This is a genomic window from Cupriavidus sp. 30B13, assembly GCF_049059565.2.
Lineage (GTDB): Bacteria > Pseudomonadota > Gammaproteobacteria > Burkholderiales > Burkholderiaceae > Cupriavidus.
In genome coordinates this window covers 1207576-1227828 of the sequence record NZ_CP188224.1, presented here as the reverse complement: position 1 = coordinate 1227828, position 20253 = coordinate 1207576, and the positions used below count along the sequence as shown (strand labels likewise).

Below are 20253 nucleotides of genomic sequence, written 5' to 3'. Positions count from 1 at the left end.
CACCGTATCGCCAAGCCCACCGTACAGGACAGCCCCATGACGCAATCCCCGACCCGCCAGCAGGACGCCGCGCTGCTGGCGCTGCTGCTGGAAGACGAGGCCGAACAGGCCGCCGCCGGCCTGGGCCATGGCGGCGGCAATGCCGATGCATCGCCGTGCGCCGTCGCTTCGGAGCCGGCCTCCTCCGCACCAATGTCCTCGATGTCCGCGATGTCCGCGATGTCCGCGATGTCCGCGATGTCCTTCTCCCAGCAGCGGCTCTGGTTCCTGCTGCAATACGAGCCCGGCAGCACCGCCTACAACCAGACCCGCGCGTTCCGCCTGCATGGCCGGCTCGACCGCGACGCGCTGGCCGCCGCGCTGCGCGCCGTGCTCGACCGCCATCCCGCGCTGCGCACCCGCTTCGCCGCCGCCGGCGCGCCGGGCCAGCCGCCGCTGCAGGTGGTGGAAAGCGCGCCGCCGTTCGCGCTGCGCCACGAGCCGCTGGCCGCCGGCGCGCAGGCGCTGGCCGAGCGCATCGACGCCGAGGCCGCGCGCGCCTTCGACCTGGCGCGCGCGCCGCTGCTGCGCGCCACCCTGCTGGCGCGCGCCGAGGACGAGCACGTGCTGCTGCTGTCGCTGCACCACATTGTCTCCGACGCGGTTTCCAACGCCGTGATCGCGCGCGACCTCGCCACCGCCTACGCGCAGGCCGCCGCCGGCGCGGCGGTGCGGCTGCCGGCGCCCGCCGCCACCTTCGCCGCCCACGCGCGGCGCCAGCGCGACCGGCTGGCCAGCGGCGCGCTCGACGCGCAGCGCGCGTGGTGGCAGGCCAGCCTGGGCAGCCATATTCCCGCGCTGCAGCTGCCCACCGACCGGCCGCACGGCGCGCCGGCCCACCTGCACCTCGCGCGGCGCGTCGACATGGCGCTGCCGCCCGCGCTGGCCAGCGCCGTGCGCGCGTTCTGCGTGGCCCGCCGCTGCACGCCCTTCGTGGTGATGCTGGCCGCGTGGCAGGCGCTGCTGGCGCGCCATGCCGGCCAGCACGATTTCGCCGTCGGCGTGCCACACGCGGGCCGCGGCGAGCCGGGGCTGGACGAGGTGGTGGGCTTCTTCGCCAACACCCACGTGTACCGCTCGCGCACCGAGCCCGGCATCAGCGGCGGCGCGCTGTGCGAGCGCGTGCGCGCCGACGCGCTGGGCGCGCTGGCCAATGCCGAGCTGCCATTCGAGGTGCTGCTCGACAGCATGCAGGTGCCGCGCGACGCGGGCCGCAGCCCGCTGTTCCAGGTCATGTTCAACCTGCGCGCCGGCGCCGGCGCGCAGGCGTTCGCGCTGCCCGGCCTGCGCACCGAGGCCGTGGAGGCGCGCCAGACCGGCGCCAAGTTCGACCTGATCCTCGATGTCGAGACGCACCCCGACGCCATCCGCCTAAGCCTGGAATACGACAGCGCGCTGTTCGACGCCGCCACCGCGCAACGCCTGGCCCGCCACTACGTCGCCCAGCTCGGCGGCATGGTGCGCGCGCCCGACCTGCCGCTGACCGCCACGCCGCTGCTGGAGGCGGATGGCCATGCCGACGACCGCGCCGCGCTCGCCATGCAGCACGCCGCCGGCCGGCCGCGGCGCCGCTTTGCCGGTCCCGCGCCCGCGCACCGCCTGATCCAGCGCCAGGCAGAGGCGCGCCCCGGCGCGGTGGCGCTGCGCCATGGCGACGCCGCCGTCAGCTACGGCGAACTGGAGCGCCGCGCCAACCGCCTGGCGCACCGCCTGATCGCGCTGGGCGTGGGCCCGGAAGCGCGCGTGGGCATCGCCGCCGAGCGCTCGCCCGAGATGATCGTCGGCGTGCTGGCCATCCTCAAGGCGGGCGGCGCCTACGTGCCGTTCGACCCCGCCTATCCGGCCGAGCGGCTGGCCTACCTGTTCGACGACAGCGGCATCGCCGCGCTGCTCGTCCAGCCCGCGCTGCAAGACCTGCTGCCGCGGCGCGCGGGCCTGCCGGTGGTGCTGCTCGACGCCGCCGAACCGGAGCGCGCGGACTGGCCCGAACATGCGCCGGACGTGCCGGTTCGGCCCGACCACCTCGCCTACGTGATCTACACCTCGGGCTCCACCGGCCGGCCCAAGGGCGCGCAATTGCAGCACGGCAACCTGTCGCGCCTGCTGGCCGCCACGCAGGACTGGTTCGGCTTCGGCCATGACGATGTCTGGACGCTGTTCCACTCCTACGCCTTCGATTTTTCCGTGTGGGAAATCTTCGGCGCGCTGTGCCACGGCGGCCAGCTGGTGATCGTGCCGTTCCCGGTCAGCCGCGCGCCGCAGGACTTCCTCGCGCTGCTGCGGCGCGAGCGCGTCACCGTGCTCAACCAGACCCCGTCCGCGTTCCGCGCGCTGCTGGCCCAGCCCGAGGTCTACGCGCAGCCGCTCGCGCTGCGCCACGTGATCTTCGGCGGCGAGGCGCTCGAGCCGCAGGCGCTGCGGCCCTGGCTGGCGCGCTTCGGCGACGCCGCGCCGCGCCTGGTCAATATGTACGGCATCACCGAGACCACGGTGCACGTGACCTTCCGCCCCATCGCGCTGGCCGACCTCGATCCGCGCCACGGCGCGCGCAGCCCCATCGGCGAATGCATCCCCGACCTGGGCGTGCGCGTGCTCGACGCCAGCCTCAACCCGGTGCCGCCGGGCGTGGCGGGGGAGCTGTATATCGGCGGCGACGGCCTCGCGCGCGGCTACCTGAACCGGCCCGGCCTGACCGCCGAGCGTTTCGTGCCCGATCCGTTCTCCGATGACGGCGCCCGGCTCTACCGCAGCGGCGACCTCGCGCGCTGGCTGCCTGACGGGCAGCTCGAATACCTGGGGCGCATCGACCAGCAACTCAAGATCCGCGGCTTCCGCATCGAGCCGGGCGAGATCGAGGCGCGCTTGCTGGCGCAGGCAGGTGTCGCCAATGCAGCAGTGATTGCGGTCGATGGCCCGACCGGCGCGCGGCTCGTTGCCTATGTCGTGCCAGCGGAAGGCGGTGCCATCGACGTAGCGTCGTTGCGCACCGCGCTGGCCGCGCAATTGCCCGACTACATGGTCCCGGCTGCCTTCGTTTCTCTCGCCGCGCTGCCGCTCACGCCCAACGGCAAGCTCAACCGCCATGCGCTGCCCGCGCCCGAGTTCGGCGGCACGCAGGCATTCGTCGCGCCCGAAGGCGAAGTAGAAACAGCGCTTGCCGCCATCTGGGCCGACGTGCTCGGCCTGCCGCGCGTGGGCCGCGCCGACAACTTCTTCGAGCTCGGCGGCGACTCCATCCTCAGCCTGCAGATCGTCGCGCGTGCCCGTGCCGCCGGCTGGCTGCTCACGCCGCGCCAGTTGTTCGAGCGGCAGACGCTGGCCGAGCTCGCCACCGTGGCGCAGCCGCTGCCGCGCGATGCGGCAGCCGAGGAAGCGGTGCCGGCCGGCGCCGTGCCGCTGCTGCCGATCCAGGCGGACTTCTTCGCCATGCCGATGGCGCGCCGCGAGCACTGGAACCAGTCCGTGCTGCTCGATTGCCGCGAGGCGCCCGATACGGCGACGCTGGCGCTGGCGCTGGGCGATCTGGTGGCGCGCCACGATGCGCTGCGGCTGCGGTTTTCGCAGGCGGACGGCGCGTGGACACAGCAGTACGTGCCCGCCCAGGCCTCGCCGGATTTGCTGTGGGTGCGCGCCTTCTCCGACGAGGACGAACGTATCGGCCACTGCGAGGCCGCGCAGCGCAGCCTCGATCTTGCGCACGGACCGCTGTTGCGCGCCGTCGCGCTGCAAGGCCAGACTGGGCAATGGCAACTGCTGCTGGTGATCCACCATCTCGTGGTCGATGGCGTGTCCTGGCGCATCCTGATCGAAGACCTGCTGGCTGCTTACCGGCAGCGCGTTGCCGGTGAGTTCGTCACGCTGCCCGCCCGCACGGCTTCCTATCAACGTTGGTCCGAAGCGCTGCGCCGCAACGCCGCTTCTCGTGCGGATGAACTGCCGCATTGGCAAGCATTGTTGGATACGGCCGCTGCGCTGCCTTGCGACGATCCCACCGGCCCGCTCACCGTCGCCGAACGCGACAGCATCACGCTGACACTGCCCGCCGACGCCACCCAGGCCCTGCTCCAGCGCGCGCCCGCCGCCTACCGCACCCGCATCAACGACCTGCTCCTCACCGCGCTCGCGCGCGTGCTGGCCCGCTGGAGCGGCAAGGCCCGGGTACTGATCGACCTCGAAAGCCACGGCCGCGTGGCCGGTGTCGACGACGCGCTCGACCTGAGCCGCACCGTCGGCTGGTTTACCACGCTGTTCCCTGTCGCCCTCGACGGCGCCGGCGACCTGCCGGACGCCATCAAGGCTGTCAAGGAACAACTGCGCGCCGTGCCCGGCGAGGGCATCGGCTTCGGCCTGCTGCGCCGCTTCGGCACCATCGAGCAGCAAGCCGCCATCGCCGCGCTGCCCAGGCCCGAGGTGGTCTTCAACTACCTCGGCCAGTTCGATGCCAGCCTGGCGGAAGGCGCGCCGTGGCAGCCGGCTTTCGGCAATGCCGGCGCCAACCAGGATGCCAGCGCGCCGCTGTCGCATCCGCTGTCGGTCAGCGGGCAGGTGCATGGCGGCGAGCTACGTCTGTCCTTTGCCTTCAGCCGCGCGCGGCACAAGCACGCCACCGTGCAGCGGCTGGCCGAGGACTACCGCGTGGAACTGCTTGCCCTCATCGCGCATTGCACGTCGAACGAAGCCGCCGGTTTCACGCCATCGGACTTCCCCCTCGCGCGGCTGTCGCAGGCGCAGCTTGACGGCCTAGGTCTCGATCCGGCGCAGGTGCAGGATCTCTATCCGCTCTCGCCGATGCAGGCCGGCATGCTGTTCCACAGCGTCTATGCGCCTGCCGCCAGCGCTTACATCAACCAGTTGCGCGTCGACATCGACGGCCTCGATGCCACGCGCTTCGCCGCCGCCTGGCACGCCGCGCTCGCGCGCCACGACAGCCTGCGCTGCGGTTTCCTGCACCGCGGCGAGCAGCCATTGCAATGGGTCGCGCGCCATGTCACGCTGCCGGTCGTCGTGGAGGACTGGTCGGAGCGCGACGCTGCTCAATGCCAGCACGATCTCGACCAGCTTGCGGCCGATCAACTGGCCCAAGGCTTCGACCTCGAACGCCCGCCGCTGATGCGCGTGGCGCTGATCCGCACCGGCGCCAACCGCCATCACCTGCTCTGGACCGTCCACCACCTGCTGCTCGACGGCTGGAGCACATCCCAGCTGCTCGGCGAAGTGCTGCGCCACTACGCCGGAGAAACCCTGCCCGCCACCGGCGGCCGCTTCGCCGACTACATCGGCTGGCTGCAAGGCCGCGACGCCGACGCCAGCCGCGCCTTCTGGGCCGCGCAACTGGCGCCCCTCGATACGCCGACGCGTCTGATGGCCGCGCTGCCCGCGCCCGAGCATGGCAAAGGCCACGCCGAGCAGCATCATCTGCTCGATGCCGGCCGCACCGCCGCGCTGGCAGCGTTTGCCCGCGCGCAGAAGGTCACGCTCAACACGCTCGTGCAGGCCGCGTGGCTGTTGCTGCTGCAGCGCTATACCGGGCAAGACTGCGTGGCCTTCGGCGCCACCGTCGCCGGGCGCCCCGCGGACCTGCCCGGCTCGCAACAGATGCTGGGGCTGTTCATCAATACGCTGCCCGTCATCGCCACGCCGCGCCCCGAGCAAGCCGTCGGCGACTGGCTGCGCGAGGTGCAGGCGCTCAACCTCGCCACGCGCGAGCACGAGCACACCCCGCTCTATGAAATCCAGCGCTGGGCTGGCCAGGGCGGGCAGGCGCTGTTCGATGCCATCCTCGTCTTCGAGAACTACCCGGTGGATGCCGCGCTGCGCCGCGCGCCGGGCGGATTGGCCTTCTCCGACGTGCGCAACCGCGCCGAAACCAACTACCCGCTCACGCTGGTGCTCGCCCACACCGACACCCTGCGCCTGACCTGCCGCTTCGACCGCGCCAGGCTCGGCGAGCCGCATGCGCAGAGGCTGGCGCAGAGCCTGTTTGCGCTGATGGCGCAGATGAGCGAGGACGGCGCCCGCCCGCTCGGACAACTCGCGCCGGTGCCGCAAGACCGGCAGGCCCGCCTGCTGGCGTCGGGACGCAACCCGCAGGCTTGCCCGGCGCTCGCGCCGGTGCATCGCCTGTTCGAGGCGCACGCCGCCGGGCAGCCGGATGCCATCGCGCTGGAGGCCGACGGCCAGGCGGTCACCTACGCCGGGCTGAACCGCCGCGCCAACCGCCTCGCGCACCGGCTGATCGCGCGCGGCGTGGGGCCCGACGTGCCGGTCGGCGTGCTGGCCGAGCGCTCCGTGGAAATGGTCGTCGCGCTGCTCGCCATCCTCAAGGCCGGCGGCGCCTACGTGCCGTTCGACCCGGACTATCCGGCCGAGCGGCTCGGCTACATGATCGGCGACAGCGGCGTGGCCCTGCTGCTGGCGCAACGCGCCGACGCGCTGCCGCCGCTGCCGCGCGCGGTCGAGGTCATCGACCTGACCCGGCCCGTGCAGGATGCGGACGGCGCAGACCACGACCCGGCGCCGGCGCTCTTGGCCGACCACCTGGCCTACGTGATCTACACCTCCGGCTCCACCGGCCAGCCCAAGGGCGTGGGCATTTCCCACCGTGCGCTCGGCAACTACCTGCATGGCGTGCTGGCGCAACTCGCGCTGCCGCCCGGGCTGCGCATGGCGATGGTGTCGACCCCGGCGGCCGACCTCGGCCACACCGTGCTGTTCGGCGCGCTGGCCAGCGGGGCCGCGCTGCACCTGCCGCCGCGCCGCTGCGTGTTCGACGCCGCCGCCTTCGCGCGCTACATGGCCGGCCACCGCATCGACGTGCTGAAGATCGTGCCCAGCCACCTGCAAGCGCTGCTGGACGGCGCCGCCGCCGCGGGCGCCAGCCCGGCCGACGTGCTGCCGGCCCACACGCTGCTGCTGGGCGGCGAGGCCACCGGCGCCGCGCTGCGGGCGCGCCTGCACGCGGCGCGCCCGCAGTGCCGGCTGGTCAACCACTACGGCCCCACCGAGAGCACCGTGGGCGTGCTGCTGCACGTGGCCGGCAGCGCGCCGGCCGGGCGCGCGCAGGCACCGGGCCTGCCGCTCGGCACGCCGCTGGCCAACGCCACGGCCTACGTGCTGGACGGCGCGCTGCAGCCGCTGCCCGACGGCGTGGCCGGCGAGCTGTACCTGGGCGGCGCGGGCCTGGCGCGCGGCTACCTGGGCCGCGCCGCGCTCACCGCCGGGCGCTTCGTGCCCGATCCGTTCTCGGACGGCGGCGCGCGCCTGTACCGCAGCGGCGACCGCGTGCGGCGCGGCGCCGGCGGCGTGCTGGAATACCTGGGCCGCATCGACGACCAGGTCAAGATCCGCGGCTTCCGCGTGGAGCCCGGCGAGATCGCCGCGCGGCTGCGCGCGCTGCCGGGCGTGGGGCAGGCCGTGGTGGTGGCGGAGCCCGCCGCGGCCGGCGGGAGCGGCGGAACAGGCGCGACCGGCGGCGCGCGGCAACTGGTCGCCTACGCCGTCGCCGCGGCCGGCCACGCGCCGGCGCCCGCCGCGCTGCGGCAGGCGCTGGCCGCCGCGCTGCCCGCGCACATGGTGCCGGCCGCCATCGTGATGCTGGACGCGCTGCCGCTCACCGCCAACGGCAAGCTGGACCGGCGCGCGCTGCCGGGGGCCGGCGCCGGCGCCGCCAATACAGCCAATACAGCCGATGCAGCCGATGCAGCCGCGCAGGCGCCGCAAGGCGAGCTGGAAACGCGGCTGGCGGCGATCTGGCGCGAACTGCTGGACCTGCCGCGCGTGGGCCGCCACGACAACTTCTTCGCGCTGGGCGGCCACTCCCTGCTGGCCGTGCAGTTGCTATCCCGAATCCAAGGCGAACTGCGCATCGATGCGCCGCTGCACCTGCTGTTCGGCGCCGCCACGCTGGCCGAGCTGGCCGCCGCGCTGGCCGGCCAGTCCCGCCACGCCGACGAAAGCGCGCTGCTGGAACTGGAAGCGTTCGCCAATACCCTGGAGGCAGTCTGAATGATCGAAGCCAACACCGCGGCCCGCCTGGCCGCGCGCTTTGCCACGCTGGCGCCGGCGCAGCGCCGCGCGTTCCTGGACAAGATGGCCGGGCAGGGCATCGCGTTTTCTCAGTTGCCGATTCCCGCCGCGCGGCCGGCCGACACGGATGCCGCCGTCGACTCGCCGCTGTCCTACGCCCAGCAGCGCCAGTGGTTCCTGCACCAGTTCGAGCCGGACAGCGCGGCCTACCACATCAGCAGCGGCGTCAGCCTGCGCGGCCGCCTCGACGTGGCGGCGCTGGACGCGGCCTTCGCCACGCTGGCGCGGCGCCACGCCGCGCTGCGCACCGCCTTCGTGACCGATGCCGCCGGCGCGGCGCGCCAGCGCGTGCTGCCCGCCGCCGCGCTGGCCATGCCGCTGCTGGACCTGTACCGGGGCAGCGCGGCCGAGGCCACGCCGCAGGCCCGCGCCGCGCGCGCCGACGCCATCGCCGCCGAACTGGCCACCCAGCCCTTCGACCTGGGCACCGCGCCGCTGCTGCGCGTGCGCCTGCTGCGGCTGGGCGAGGAGGAGCACCGGCTGCTGCTGGTGATGCACCACATCGTCTCGGACGGCTGGTCGATGCAGTTGCTGATCGACGAGCTGGCGGCCTGCTACCGCGCGCACCTGCTGGGCGACGCCGTCAGCCTGCCGGCGCTGCCGGTCGGCTATGCCGACTATGCCGTGTGGCAGCGCAACTGGCTCGAAGCCGGCGAGCAGGAGCGGCAACTGGCCTACTGGCGCGCGCAGCTGGCCGATGCGCCCGCCGTGCTGGCGCTGCCCACCGACCGCCCGCGTCCGGCCGCCGCCGTCTACCAGGCGCACCGCCACGACATCGCGATCCCCGACGCGCTGGCGCAGGCTTTGCGCGAGCGGGCGCGCGCGCATGGCGCCACGCTGTTCATGGCGCTGCTGGCCGGCTTCCAGGCCCTGCTCTACTGCCACGCCGGCAGCCGCGACCTGTGCGTGGGCGTGCCGGTGGCCAACCGCAACCGCATCGAGACCGAGGGCGTGGTGGGCCTGTTCGTCAACACCCAGGTCGTGCGCGCCCGCCTGGACGGCCGCCAGCCGCTGGCCGCCGCGCTGGAGCAGGCGCGCGCCGCCGTGCTGGGCGCGCAGGCGCACCAGGACCTGCCGTTCGAGCAACTGGTGGAGGCGCTGCAGCCCGAGCGCAGCATGAGCTACAACCCGCTGTTCCAGGTGGTGCACAACCACCGCCGCAGCGACCGCGCCGCGCTGGCGGAACTGCCCGGGCTGGTGCTGGAGACCGCGCCCATCGGCGCGCGCAGCACCGCGCTGGAACTGACGCTGGACACGCGCGAAAGCCCCGACGGGCATATCAGCGCCTGCTTCCACTACGCCGCCGAACTGTTCGACGCCGCCACCGTGGCCCGGCTCGGCGCGCACTACCTGCGGCTGCTGCGGCAACTGGCGCAGGCGCCCGAGGTGGCGCTGGACGCGGTGGCACTGCTCGATGCCGGCGAGCGCGCCGCGTTGCTGGCGCTGGGCCAGGGCGCGGCGCCGCCGGCCGACGGCCTCGCCGCCCACCAGCGCATCGCCCGCCATGCCGCCGCGCGGCCCGACGCCACCGCCGTGATCTGCGGCACCCGCACCCTGCGCTACGGCGAACTGCTCCACCGCGCAGACCGCCTCGCCGCCGTCCTCCATGCGCGCGGCATCGGCGCCGAGAGCCGCGTCGGCATCGCGCTGTCCCGATCGCCCGACATCGTCGTCGCGCTGCTCGCCGTCATGCGCAGCGGCGCGGCTTACGTACCGTTCGATCCGGCTTACCCTTCGGAGCGCCTGGCTTACCTGTTCGGCGACAGCGCGATCGCGCTGCTGATCACCGAAGCGGCCTTGCTCGACACGCTGCCCGCGCCCGCCTCGCTGCCGGTGCTGACGCTCGACATGGTGCCCGAGGATATCCCCGCGCTGCCCGAACAACCGGTGCATCCGGACCAGCTCGCGTATCTCATCTACACCTCCGGCTCCACCGGCCAGCCCAAGGGCGTGTGCGTCTCCCACGGGCCGCTCGCCATGCATGTGGCCGCCACCGTCGACGCTTACGAGATGGGCGCCCATTCGCGCGAGCTGCATTTCCTGTCTTTCGCGTTCGACGGCGCGCACGAGCGCTGGCTGTGCGCGCTCGCCTGCGGCGGAGCGCTGGTGTTGCGCGACGATGCGCTATGGACGCCCGAGCAGACCTGCGAAGTGCTGATCCGCCATCGCGTCACCAACGCCGGCTTCCCGCCCGCTTATCTGAAGCAGCTCGCCGAGTGGTGCGCGCAGAGCGGCCAGCGGCCCGAGGTCTCGCTCTACTCCTTCGGTGGCGAGGCGATGCCGCGTCCGGCCTTCGAGCTGGCGCGCCGCGCGCTGGCGCCGCGCACCTTCATCAACGGTTATGGCCCCACCGAAACGGTGGTCACGCCGATGGTGTGGAAGGTGCGAGCCGACAGCCCGGAAGCCGACTTCGCCGGCACCTACGCCCCAATCGGCCGCCCGGTCGGCGCGCGCTGCGCCTACCTGCTCGACGCCGAGCTCAATCTCGTGCCGCCGGGCGTGGCGGGGGAGCTGTATATCGGCGGCGACGGCCTCGCGCGCGGCTACCTGAACCGGCCCGGCCTGACCGCCGAGCGCTTCGTCCCCGATCCGTTCTCGGACAGCGGCGCGCGCCTCTACCGCAGCGGCGATCTCGCGCGCTGGCTGCCTGACGGGCAGCTCGAATACCTGGGCCGCATCGACCAGCAGCTCAAGATCCGCGGCTTCCGCATCGAGCCGGGCGAGATCGAGGCGCGCTTGCTCGCCCACGATGGCGTGGCCAATGCCGCCGTGATTGCGGTCGATGGCCCGACCGGGGCAAGGCTGGCGGCCTACGTGGTGCCGGCCGAAGGGAGCGCCATCGACGTAGCGTCGTTGCGCGCCGCGCTGGCCGCGCAATTGCCCGACTACATGGTCCCGGCTGCCTTCATCGTGCTCGCCGCGCTGCCGCTCACGCCCAACGGCAAGCTCGACCGCCATGCGCTGCCCGCACCCGAATTCGCCGGCACGCAGGCATTCGTTGCACCCGAAGGTGAAGCGGAAACAGCGCTTGCCGCCATCTGGGCCGACGTGCTCGGCCTGCCGCGCGTGGGCCGCGCCGACAACTTCTTCGAGCTCGGCGGCGACTCCATCCTCAGCCTGCAGATCGTCGCGCGTGCCCGCGCCGCCGGCTGGCTGCTCACGCCGCGCCAGTTGTTCGAGCGGCAGACGCTGGCCGAACTCGCCACCGTGGCGCAGCCGCTGCCGCGCGATGTGGCAGCCGAGGAAGCGGTGCCGGCCGGCGCCGTGCCGCTGCTGCCGATCCAGGCCGCGTTCTTCGACACGCCGATGCCGGTGCGCCGTCACTGGAACCAGTCGGTATTGCTCGATTGCCGCGAGGCGCTCGATACGGCGGCGCTGGCGCTGGCGCTGGGCGATCTGGTGGCGCACCACGATGCGCTGCGGCTGCGGTTTTCACAGGCGGATGGCAGCTGGGTCCAGGCTTATGCGGACACGGAAACGGCATCGGACCTGCTGTGGATGCGCGCCTTCTCCGACGAGGACGAACGTATCGGCCACTGCGAGGCCGCGCAGCGCAGCCTCGATCTTGCGCATGGACCGCTGTTGCGCGCCGTCGCGCTGCAAGGCCAGGCGGGGCAATGGCAACTGCTGCTGGTGATCCACCATCTCGTGGTCGATGGCGTGTCCTGGCGCATCGTGATCGAGGATTTGCTGGCTGCTTACCAGCAGCGCCGCTCCGGTCAGCCTGCCGCTTTGCCCGCACGCACGGCTTCCTATCAGCGCTGGTCCGAAGCGCTACGCCGCAACGCCGCTTCTCGTGTGGATGAGCTGCCGCATTGGCAAGCATTGTCGGATACGGCCGCTGCGCTGCCTTGCGACGATCCCACCGGCCCGCTCACCGTCGCCGAACGCGACAGCATCACGCTGACACTGCCCGCCGACGCCACCCAGGCCCTGCTCCAGCGCGCGCCCGCCGCCTACCGCACCCGCATCAACGACCTGCTCCTCACCGCGCTCGCGCGCGTGCTGGCCCGCTGGAGCGGCAAGGCCCGGGTACTGATCGACCTCGAAAGCCACGGCCGCGTGGCCGGTGTCGACGACGCGCTCGACCTGAGCCGCACCGTCGGCTGGTTTACCACGCTGTTCCCTGTCGCCCTCGACGGCGCCGGCGACCTGCCGGACGCCATCAAGGCTGTCAAGGAACAACTGCGCGCCGTGCCCGGCGAGGGCATCGGCTTCGGCCTGCTGCGCCGCTTCGGCACCATCGAGCAGCAAGCCGCCATCGCCGCGCTGCCCAGGCCCGAGGTGGTCTTCAACTACCTCGGCCAGTTCGATGCCAGCCTGGCCGGCAATGCCCCCTGGCGCCCGGGCGCTGGCGAGACCGGTGCCAACCAGGACCCCCGAACGCCGCTGTCGCATCCCTTGTCGGTCAGCGGACAGGTCTCCGGCGGGCAGTTGAAGCTCGCGTTCGCCTTCAGCCGCACGCGGCACCGGCATGCCACCGTGCAGCGGCTGGCCGAGGACTACCGCGTGGAACTGCTTGCCCTCATCGCGCATTGCACGTCGGAGCACGCTGCCGGCTTCACGCCGTCCGACTTCCCGTTGGCAAAGCTGTCGCAGGCGCAGCTTGATGGCCTCGGTCTCGATCCGGCGCAGGTCCAGGACCTCTATCCGCTCTCGCCGATGCAGGCCGGCATGCTGTTCCACAGCGTCTATGCGCCTGCCGCCAGCGCCTACACCAACCAGTTGCGCGTCGACATCGACGGCCTCGATGCCACGCGCTTCGCCGCCGCCTGGCACGCCGCGCTCGCGCGCCACGACAGCCTGCGCTGCGGTTTCCTGCACCGTGGCGAGCAGCCGTTGCAGTGGGTGGCGCGTAATGTCACGCTGCCGGTCGTCATGGAGGACTGGTCGGAGCGGGAGCCGGCGCAGATCGCCGGCGCGCTCGATGCGCTGGCCGATAGCCAGCTTGCGCAGGGCTTCGACCTCGAGCGCCCGCCGCTGATGCGCGTGGCGCTGATCCGCACCGGCGCCAACCGCCATCACCTGCTCTGGACCGTCCACCATCTGCTGCTCGATGGCTGGAGCACCTCTCAACTGTTAGGCGAAGTGCTGCGCCACTACGCCGGAGAAACCCTGCCAGCCACCGGCGGCCGCTTCGCCGACTACATCGGCTGGCTGCAAGGCCGCGACGCCGACGCCAGCCGCGCGTTCTGGGCCGCCCAACTGGCCCCGCTCGATACGCCAACCCGCCTGATGGCCGCGCTGCCCGCGCCCGAGCATGGCGAAGGCCACGCCGAGCAGCATCATCTGCTCGATGCCGGCCGCACGGCCGCGCTGGCAGCGTTCGCCCGCGCGCAGAAGGTCACGCTCAACACGCTCGTGCAGGCCGCGTGGCTGTTGCTGCTGCAACGCTATACCGGCCAGGACTGCGTGGCCTTCGGCGCCACCGTCGCCGGGCGCCCCGCGGACCTGCCCGGCTCGCAGCAGATGCTGGGCCTGTTCATCAACACGCTACCGGTGATTGCCACACCGCGCCCCGAACAGGCCGTCGGCGACTGGCTGCGCGAGGTGCAGGCGCTCAACCTCGCCACGCGCGAACACGAGCACACCCCGCTCTATGAAATCCAGCGCTGGGCCGGCCAGGGTGGGCAGGCCCTGTTCGACGCCATCCTCGTCTTCGAGAACTACCCGGTGGATGCGGCGCTGCGCCGCGCGCCGGGCGGGCTGGCCTTCTCCGACGTGCGCAACCGCGCCGAGACCAATTACCCGCTCACGCTGGTGCTCGCCCACACCGATACGCTGCGCCTGACCTGCCGCTTCGACCGCGCCTTGCTGGGCGAGCCGCATGCCGCCGACCTGGCGCGCGCGCTGCTTGCCGTGATGGCGCAGATGAGCGAGGACGCGGCGCGGCCGCTGGGCGAGATCGCGCTGGTGGCGCCGGCGGAGCGGCCCGCGCTGCTGGCGCTCGGCTGCAACCCGCAGCCTTATCCGGCGCCGGTGCCGGTGCACCGCCTGTTCGAGGCGCGCGCCGCGTCTCGCCCGGACGCCGTTGCGCTGGTCTGCGGCGAGCGGCAGCTTGACTATGCGGAACTGAACCGCCGCGCCAACCGCCTCGCGCACCGGCTGATCGCGCGCGGCGTGGGGCCCGACGTGCCGGTCGGCGTGCTGGCCGAGCGCTCCGTGGAAATGGTCGTCGCGCTGCTCGCCATCCTCAAGGCCGGCGGCGCCTACGTGCCGTTCGACCCCGATTACCCGGCCGAGCGGCTCGGTTACATGATCGGCGACAGCGGCGTGTCGCTGCTGCTCGCGCAGCGCGCCGACGCGCTGCCGCCGCTGCCGCGCGCGGTCGAGGTCATCGACCTGACCCGGCCCGTGCAGGATGCGGATGGCGAAGACCACGACCCGGCGCCGGCGCTATCGCCCGGCCACCTGGCCTACGTGATCTACACCTCGGGTTCCACCGGCCGCCCCAAGGGCGTGGGCAACTGCCACGGCGCGCTGCACAACCGGCTGTGGTGGATGCAGGCGCAGTACGGCCTCGGCGCGCAAGACACGGTGCTGCAGAAGACGCCGTTCAGCTTCGACGTCTCGGTGTGGGAGTTCTTCTGGCCGCTGATGGCCGGCGCGCGGCTGGTGCTGGCCGCGCCCGGCGACCATCGCGACCCGGCGCGCATCGCCGCGCTGATCGCGCGCCACGGCGTGACCACGCTGCACTTCGTGCCGTCCATGCTGCAGGCCTTCGTCGCCCACGACGAGGTGGCGGACTCGTGCGCCACGCTGCGCCATATCGTGTGCAGCGGCGAGGCGCTGCCGGCCGCGCTGGCGCGGCGCGCCATGGCGCTGCTGCCGCATGCCGGCCTGCACAACCTGTACGGGCCCACCGAGGCGGCCATCGACGTCACGCACTGGACCTGCCGCGACGACGGCGGCGGCGCGGTGCCGATCGGCAGCCCCATCGCCAACGTCAGCGCGCACGTGCTGGACGGCGCGCTGCAGCCGCTGCCCGACGGCGTGGCCGGCGAGCTGTACCTGGGCGGCGCGGGCCTGGCGCGCGGCTACCTGGGCCGCGCCGCGCTCACCGCCGAGCGCTTCGTCGCCGATCCGCACGGCGCGGCGGGCGCGCGCCTGTACCGCACCGGCGACCTGGCGCGCCGCCGCGCGGACGGGCAGATCGAATACCTGGGGCGGCTGGACCACCAGGTCAAGATCCGCGGCCTGCGCATCGAACTGGGCGAGATCGAGGCGCGCCTGCTGGCCCACCCGAGCGTGCGCGAGGCGGTGGTGGTGGCACCGGCCGGCGACGGCCCGGCGCGGCTGGCCGCCTATGTGGTGGGCGCCGCCGGCGCCAGCCCCGACGCGGCCGCGCTGCGCGCGTGGCTGGCGCAAGCGCTGCCGGACTACATGGTGCCGGGCGCGCTGCTGGTGCTGGAGGCGATGCCGGTCAGCGCCAACGGCAAGCTGGACCGGCGCGCGCTGCCGTCGCCGGCGTTTGCCGGCAGCGCCGCCTTCGAAGCGCCCGCCGGCGCCGCCGAGACGCAGCTGGCCGGGGCCTGGGCGCAGGTGCTGAAGGTGGCGCGCGTGGGCCGCGCCGACAATTTCTTCGAGCTGGGCGGCGATTCCATCCTGAGCCTGCAGATCGTGGCCCGGATGCGCGCCGCCGGCTGGCTGCTGACGCCCAGGCAATTGTTCGAGCGGCAGACGCTGGCCGCGGTGGCGGCGGAGCTGGTGCCGCTGGCCATGCCGGCCGCCAGCGCGCAACCGGCGCCGCGCCCGGCCGCGCCGCGCACGCACCTGCGCAGCGAGGACTTCCCGCTGGCGGGCCTGCGGCAGGACCAGCTCGATGCGCTGCAGGCGCAGGGGCTGGCGCCCGCCGAGGTGGAGGATCTGTATCCGCTCTCGCCGATGCAGGCCGGCATGCTCTATCACAGCGCCGGCGCGGCCGAGGGCGGCGGCGCCTACGTGAACCAGTTGCGGGTGGACATCGAGGGCCTCGACGCGGATCGTTTCGCGCTGGCCTGGCGCGCGGCGCTGGCGCGCCACGACACCCTGCGCAGCGGCTTCCTGCAACGCGGCGAACAGCCGCTGCAATGGGTGGCGCGCGAAGTGGAATTGCCGGTGACGCACGAGGACTGGTCCGCGCGCGCCGACGCCGACCGCGAACAGGCGCTCGACCGCTTCGCCGCCGGCGACCTGGCGCGCGGCTTCGACCTCGAGCGCGCGCCGCTGATGCGCCTGGCGCTGATCCGCACCGGCGCGCGCCGCCATCACCTGGTCTGGACCGTGCACCACCTGCTGCTCGACGGCTGGAGCACCGCGCAACTGCTGGGCGAGGTGCTGCGCCACTATGCCGGCGAGGCGGTGCCCGCCGCCGCCGGCCGCTTTGCCGACTACATCGGCTGGCTGCAAGGCCGCGATGCCGGCGCGGCGCAGGCGTTCTGGAGCGCGCAGCTGCGCGGCTTCGATACGCCGACGCGGCTGGCCCAGGCCGTGCCTGCCCCGGCGCGCGGCGCCGGCGGCTACGGCCTGCTGCAGCATGAATGCGACGCGGCGCAGACGGCGCGGCTGGCGGCCTTCGCGCGCGCGCAGAAGGTCACCGTCAACACCCTGGTGCAGGCCGCGTGGCTGCTGCTGTTGCAGCGCTATACGGGCCAGCGCCGCGTGGCCTTCGGCGCCACCGTGGCCGGGCGCCCGGCGCAGTTGCCGGGCTCGCAGCAGATGCTGGGGCTGTTCATCAACACCCTGCCGGTGATCGCCGCGCCGCGCCCGCAGCAGGCCGTGGGCGACTGGCTGCGCGAGCTGCAGGGCTTCAACCTGGCCGCGCGCGAGCACGAGCACACGCCCCTGTCCGACATCCAGCGCTGGGGCGGCCAGCCCGGGCAGCGGCTGTTCGACAGCATCCTGGTGTTCGAGAACTTCCCGCTGGAAGACGCGCTGGCCCCGGCCGCGCGCAGCGGCCTGGCCATCGAGACGCGCGCCAGCACCGGCCTGACCGAATACGAGATGGACGTGGAGGTAAGCCTGCGGCAGACGCTGCGGCTGGGCTTCACCTATATGCGGCGCGCCTTCGACGCGGCGCAGGTCGAGCGCATCCGCGCGCAGTTGCTGGCGCTGCTGGAGGCCATCAGCACGCGGCCGGAGCAGGCGGTGGGCGCGCTGGGCCTGCTCGACGCCGGCGAGCGCGCCGCGCTGCTGGCGCTGGGCCAGGGCGCGGCGCCGCCGGCCAGCGGCCTCGCCGCCCACCAGCGCATCGCCCGCCATGCCGCCGCGCGGCCCGACGCCATCGCCGTGATCTGCGGCGCACGGACCCTGCGCTACGGCGAACTGCTCGACCGCGCCGACCGCCTCGCCGCCGTCCTCCATGCGCGCGGCATCGGCGCCGAGAGCCGCGTCGGCATCGCCCTGTCCCGCTCGCCCGACATCGTCGTCGCGCTGCTCGCCGTCATGCGCAGCGGCGCGGCTTATGTGCCGTTCGATCCGGCTTACCCGGCCGAGCGCCTGGCTTACCTGTTCGGCGACAGCGCGATTGCGCTGCTGATCACCGAAGCGACGCTGCTCGACACGCTGCCCGCGCCCGCCTCGCTGCCGGTGCTGACGCTCGACATGGTGCCCGAGGATATCCCCGCGCTGCCCGAACAACCGGTGCATCCGGACCAGCTCGCCTACCTCATCTACACCTCCGGCTCCACCGGCCAGCCCAAGGGCGTGTGCGTCTCCCACGGGCCGCTTGCCATGCATGTGGCCGCCACCGTCGACGCCTACGAGATGGGGACCCATTCGCGCGAGCTGCATTTCCTCTCCTTCGCGTTCGACGGCGCGCACGAACGCTGGCTGTGCGCACTCGCCTGCGGCGGAGCGCTGGTCCTGCGCGACGATGCGCTATGGACGCCCGAGCAGACCTGCGAGGCACTGATCAGCCATCGCGTGACCAACGCCGGCTTCCCGCCCGCCTACCTGAAGCAACTGGCCGAATGGTGCGCGCAGAGCGGCCAGCGGCCCGAGGTTTCCCTCTACTCCTTCGGTGGCGAGGCGATGCCGCGCCCGGCCTTCGAGCTGGCGCGCCGCGCGCTGGCGCCGCGCACCTTCATCAACGGTTATGGCCCCACCGAAACGGTGGTCACGCCGATGGTGTGGAAGGTGCGGGCAGAGAGCCCGGAAGCCGACTTCGCCGGCACCTACGCCCCAATCGGCCGGCCGGTCGGCGCGCGCTGCGCCTACCTGCTCGACGCCGAGCTCAATCTCGTGCCGCCGGGCGTGGCCGGCGAGTTGTATATCGGCGGTGACGGCCTGGCACGCGGCTACCTGAACCGGCCCGGCCTGACCGCCGAGCGCTTCGTCCCCGATCCGTTCTCCGCTGACGGCGCGCGCCTCTACCGCAGCGGCGACCTCGCGCGCTGGCTGCCTGACGGGCAGCTCGAATACCTGGGACGCATCGACCAGCAGCTCAAGATCCGCGGCTTCCGCATCGAGCCGGGCGAGATCGAGGCGCGCTTGCTCGCCCACGATGGCGTGGCCAATGCCGCCGTGATTGCGGTCGATGGCCCGACCGGGGCAAGGCTGGCGGCCTACGTCGTGCCGGGCGAAGGCGAAGTCATCGACGTAGCCGCGCTGCGCGCCGCGCTGGCCGCGCAGTTGCCCGACTACATGGTCCCGGCCGCCTTCGTCGTGCTCGCCGCGCTGCCGCTCACCCCCAACGGCAAGCTAGACCGCCGCGCCCTGCCCGCGCCCGCCGCCGAGGGCGCGCGGCCCTACGTGGCGCCGCGCACCGAGGCGCAGCGCTGGCTGGCGCAGGTGTGGCAGGAAGTGCTGGGCGTGGAGCGGGTCGGCCTGGACGACCATTTCTTCGAGCTCGGCGGCGATTCGCTGCTGAGCCTCAAGGTGATTTCGCGCGTGCGCGCCAACCAGGCGCTGGGGCTGGCGCTGAAGCTGCGCGACCTGATGCGCACGCCCACCATCGGCCAGTTGCTGCCGGACGCCGCGGCGCCGGTGTCCGCCGCCACGCCGCCGGCCGCGCTGCGCGTGCTGGCGCCAGGCCCGGCCGGCGCCGCGCCGGCGCCGCTGTGCTGCGTCCACGCGGCGCTGGGCACGCTGTTCGACTACGACCAGATCGCGCGCCGCCTCGGCGGCGAGCGCGCCGTCTATGGCCTGCAGTCGCGCATGCTGCTGGACGCGGGCTGGCGCGATGCCTCGCTGGCATCGATGGCGCGCGACTACGTGCGCGAGCTGCGCGCGGCGCGGCCGCAGGGGCCGTACCTGCTGCTGGGCTGGTCGCTGGGCGCCACGCTGGCCACGCTGATGGCGCGCGAGCTGGAGGCGCAGGGCCAGCAGGTGGAGTGGCTGGCGCTGATCGATCCGTTCGTGCCGCAGCCCGAGGCAGTGCAGGCCAGGGCTGCGCAGGCCGAAACGGGGGAAACCGCGCCGCGCTGGCAGGCCGCATTGGCCGATTTTGCCCGGCGCATGCTGCCGCACGCGCCGCCGCTGCGGGTGCCGGCGGGCTTGGATGCGGAGCCGGACGCCGCGGCCGTGCGCGCCCTGCTGGCGCCGCTGCTGGCCGGTGCGCCGGCGCAGCGGCAGGCGCTGGGCGCCGACGAGCTGGCGCAGATGTTCGTGGCGGCCCACCACCTGGGCACGCTGGCCGGGGCGCTGCGCGCGCTGCCGCCGGTGCGCACGCCGCTGGCGGTGTGGTGGCGGGCCGGGCGCGCCGATGCCGCCGCGCGGCTGGCGCAATGGCAGGGCGCGCCGCTGCGCGAGGCCGTGCTGGACGGCGTGGACCATCACGCCATCGTGCGCGATGCCCGCGTGGCCGAGGCGCTGGCCGCGCTGGGCGGCGGCCCGCAGCCGGCCCGCCGCGTCCACGGCGATGGCGATGGCGATGGCGATGGCGATGGCGATGGCGATGGCATGCAAACCACAACCCTGCTCATGGAGTAGTGCCTCGATGAAATTCTAGATGCGAATGTTAACGATTTGCATTTAGAATTACGCACGACATAAAACCGCCAGGCGCCACGGCGCCGCCGGCCCGGCCGCCATGCCTCGCATGCGCGGCCGGTGCCATCGAGGCGGGCCGCACCGGCTCCCCCCACGCCAAATCGCGGCCACCACGGAACTCCAAGGACCGCCCGCAAGCCGCGCCGCCCATCCCGGCCC

At 73.4% G+C, this 20253-nt stretch carries 2 protein-coding genes; both read left to right on the top strand.

Going from position 1 to position 20253, the window contains the following annotated elements; all coding sequences use genetic code 11:
- Positions 1-36 precede the first annotated feature (36 nt).
- Positions 37-8043 carry an amino acid adenylation domain-containing protein gene (locus ACKI2N_RS24660; RefSeq protein WP_420997411.1) on the top strand — a complete coding sequence of 2669 codons (8007 nt, stop codon included), beginning with the start codon at positions 37-39 and terminating at the stop codon, positions 8041-8043.
- Positions 8044-20034, top strand: a complete 11991-nt coding sequence (locus ACKI2N_RS24655; RefSeq protein ID WP_420997409.1) for an amino acid adenylation domain-containing protein — start codon at positions 8044-8046, stop codon at positions 20032-20034.
- Positions 20035-20253: the final 219 nt, after the last annotated feature.

Excerpts from the sequence above, each read along its gene's own strand:
- ACKI2N_RS24655 (WP_420997409.1), top strand. The coding sequence starts at position 8,044 with ATGATCGAAGCCAACACCGCGGCCCGCCTGGCCGCGCGCTTTGCCACG.
- ACKI2N_RS24660 (WP_420997411.1), top strand. The coding sequence starts at position 37 with ATGACGCAATCCCCGACCCGCCAGCAGGACGCCGCGCTGCTGGCGCTG.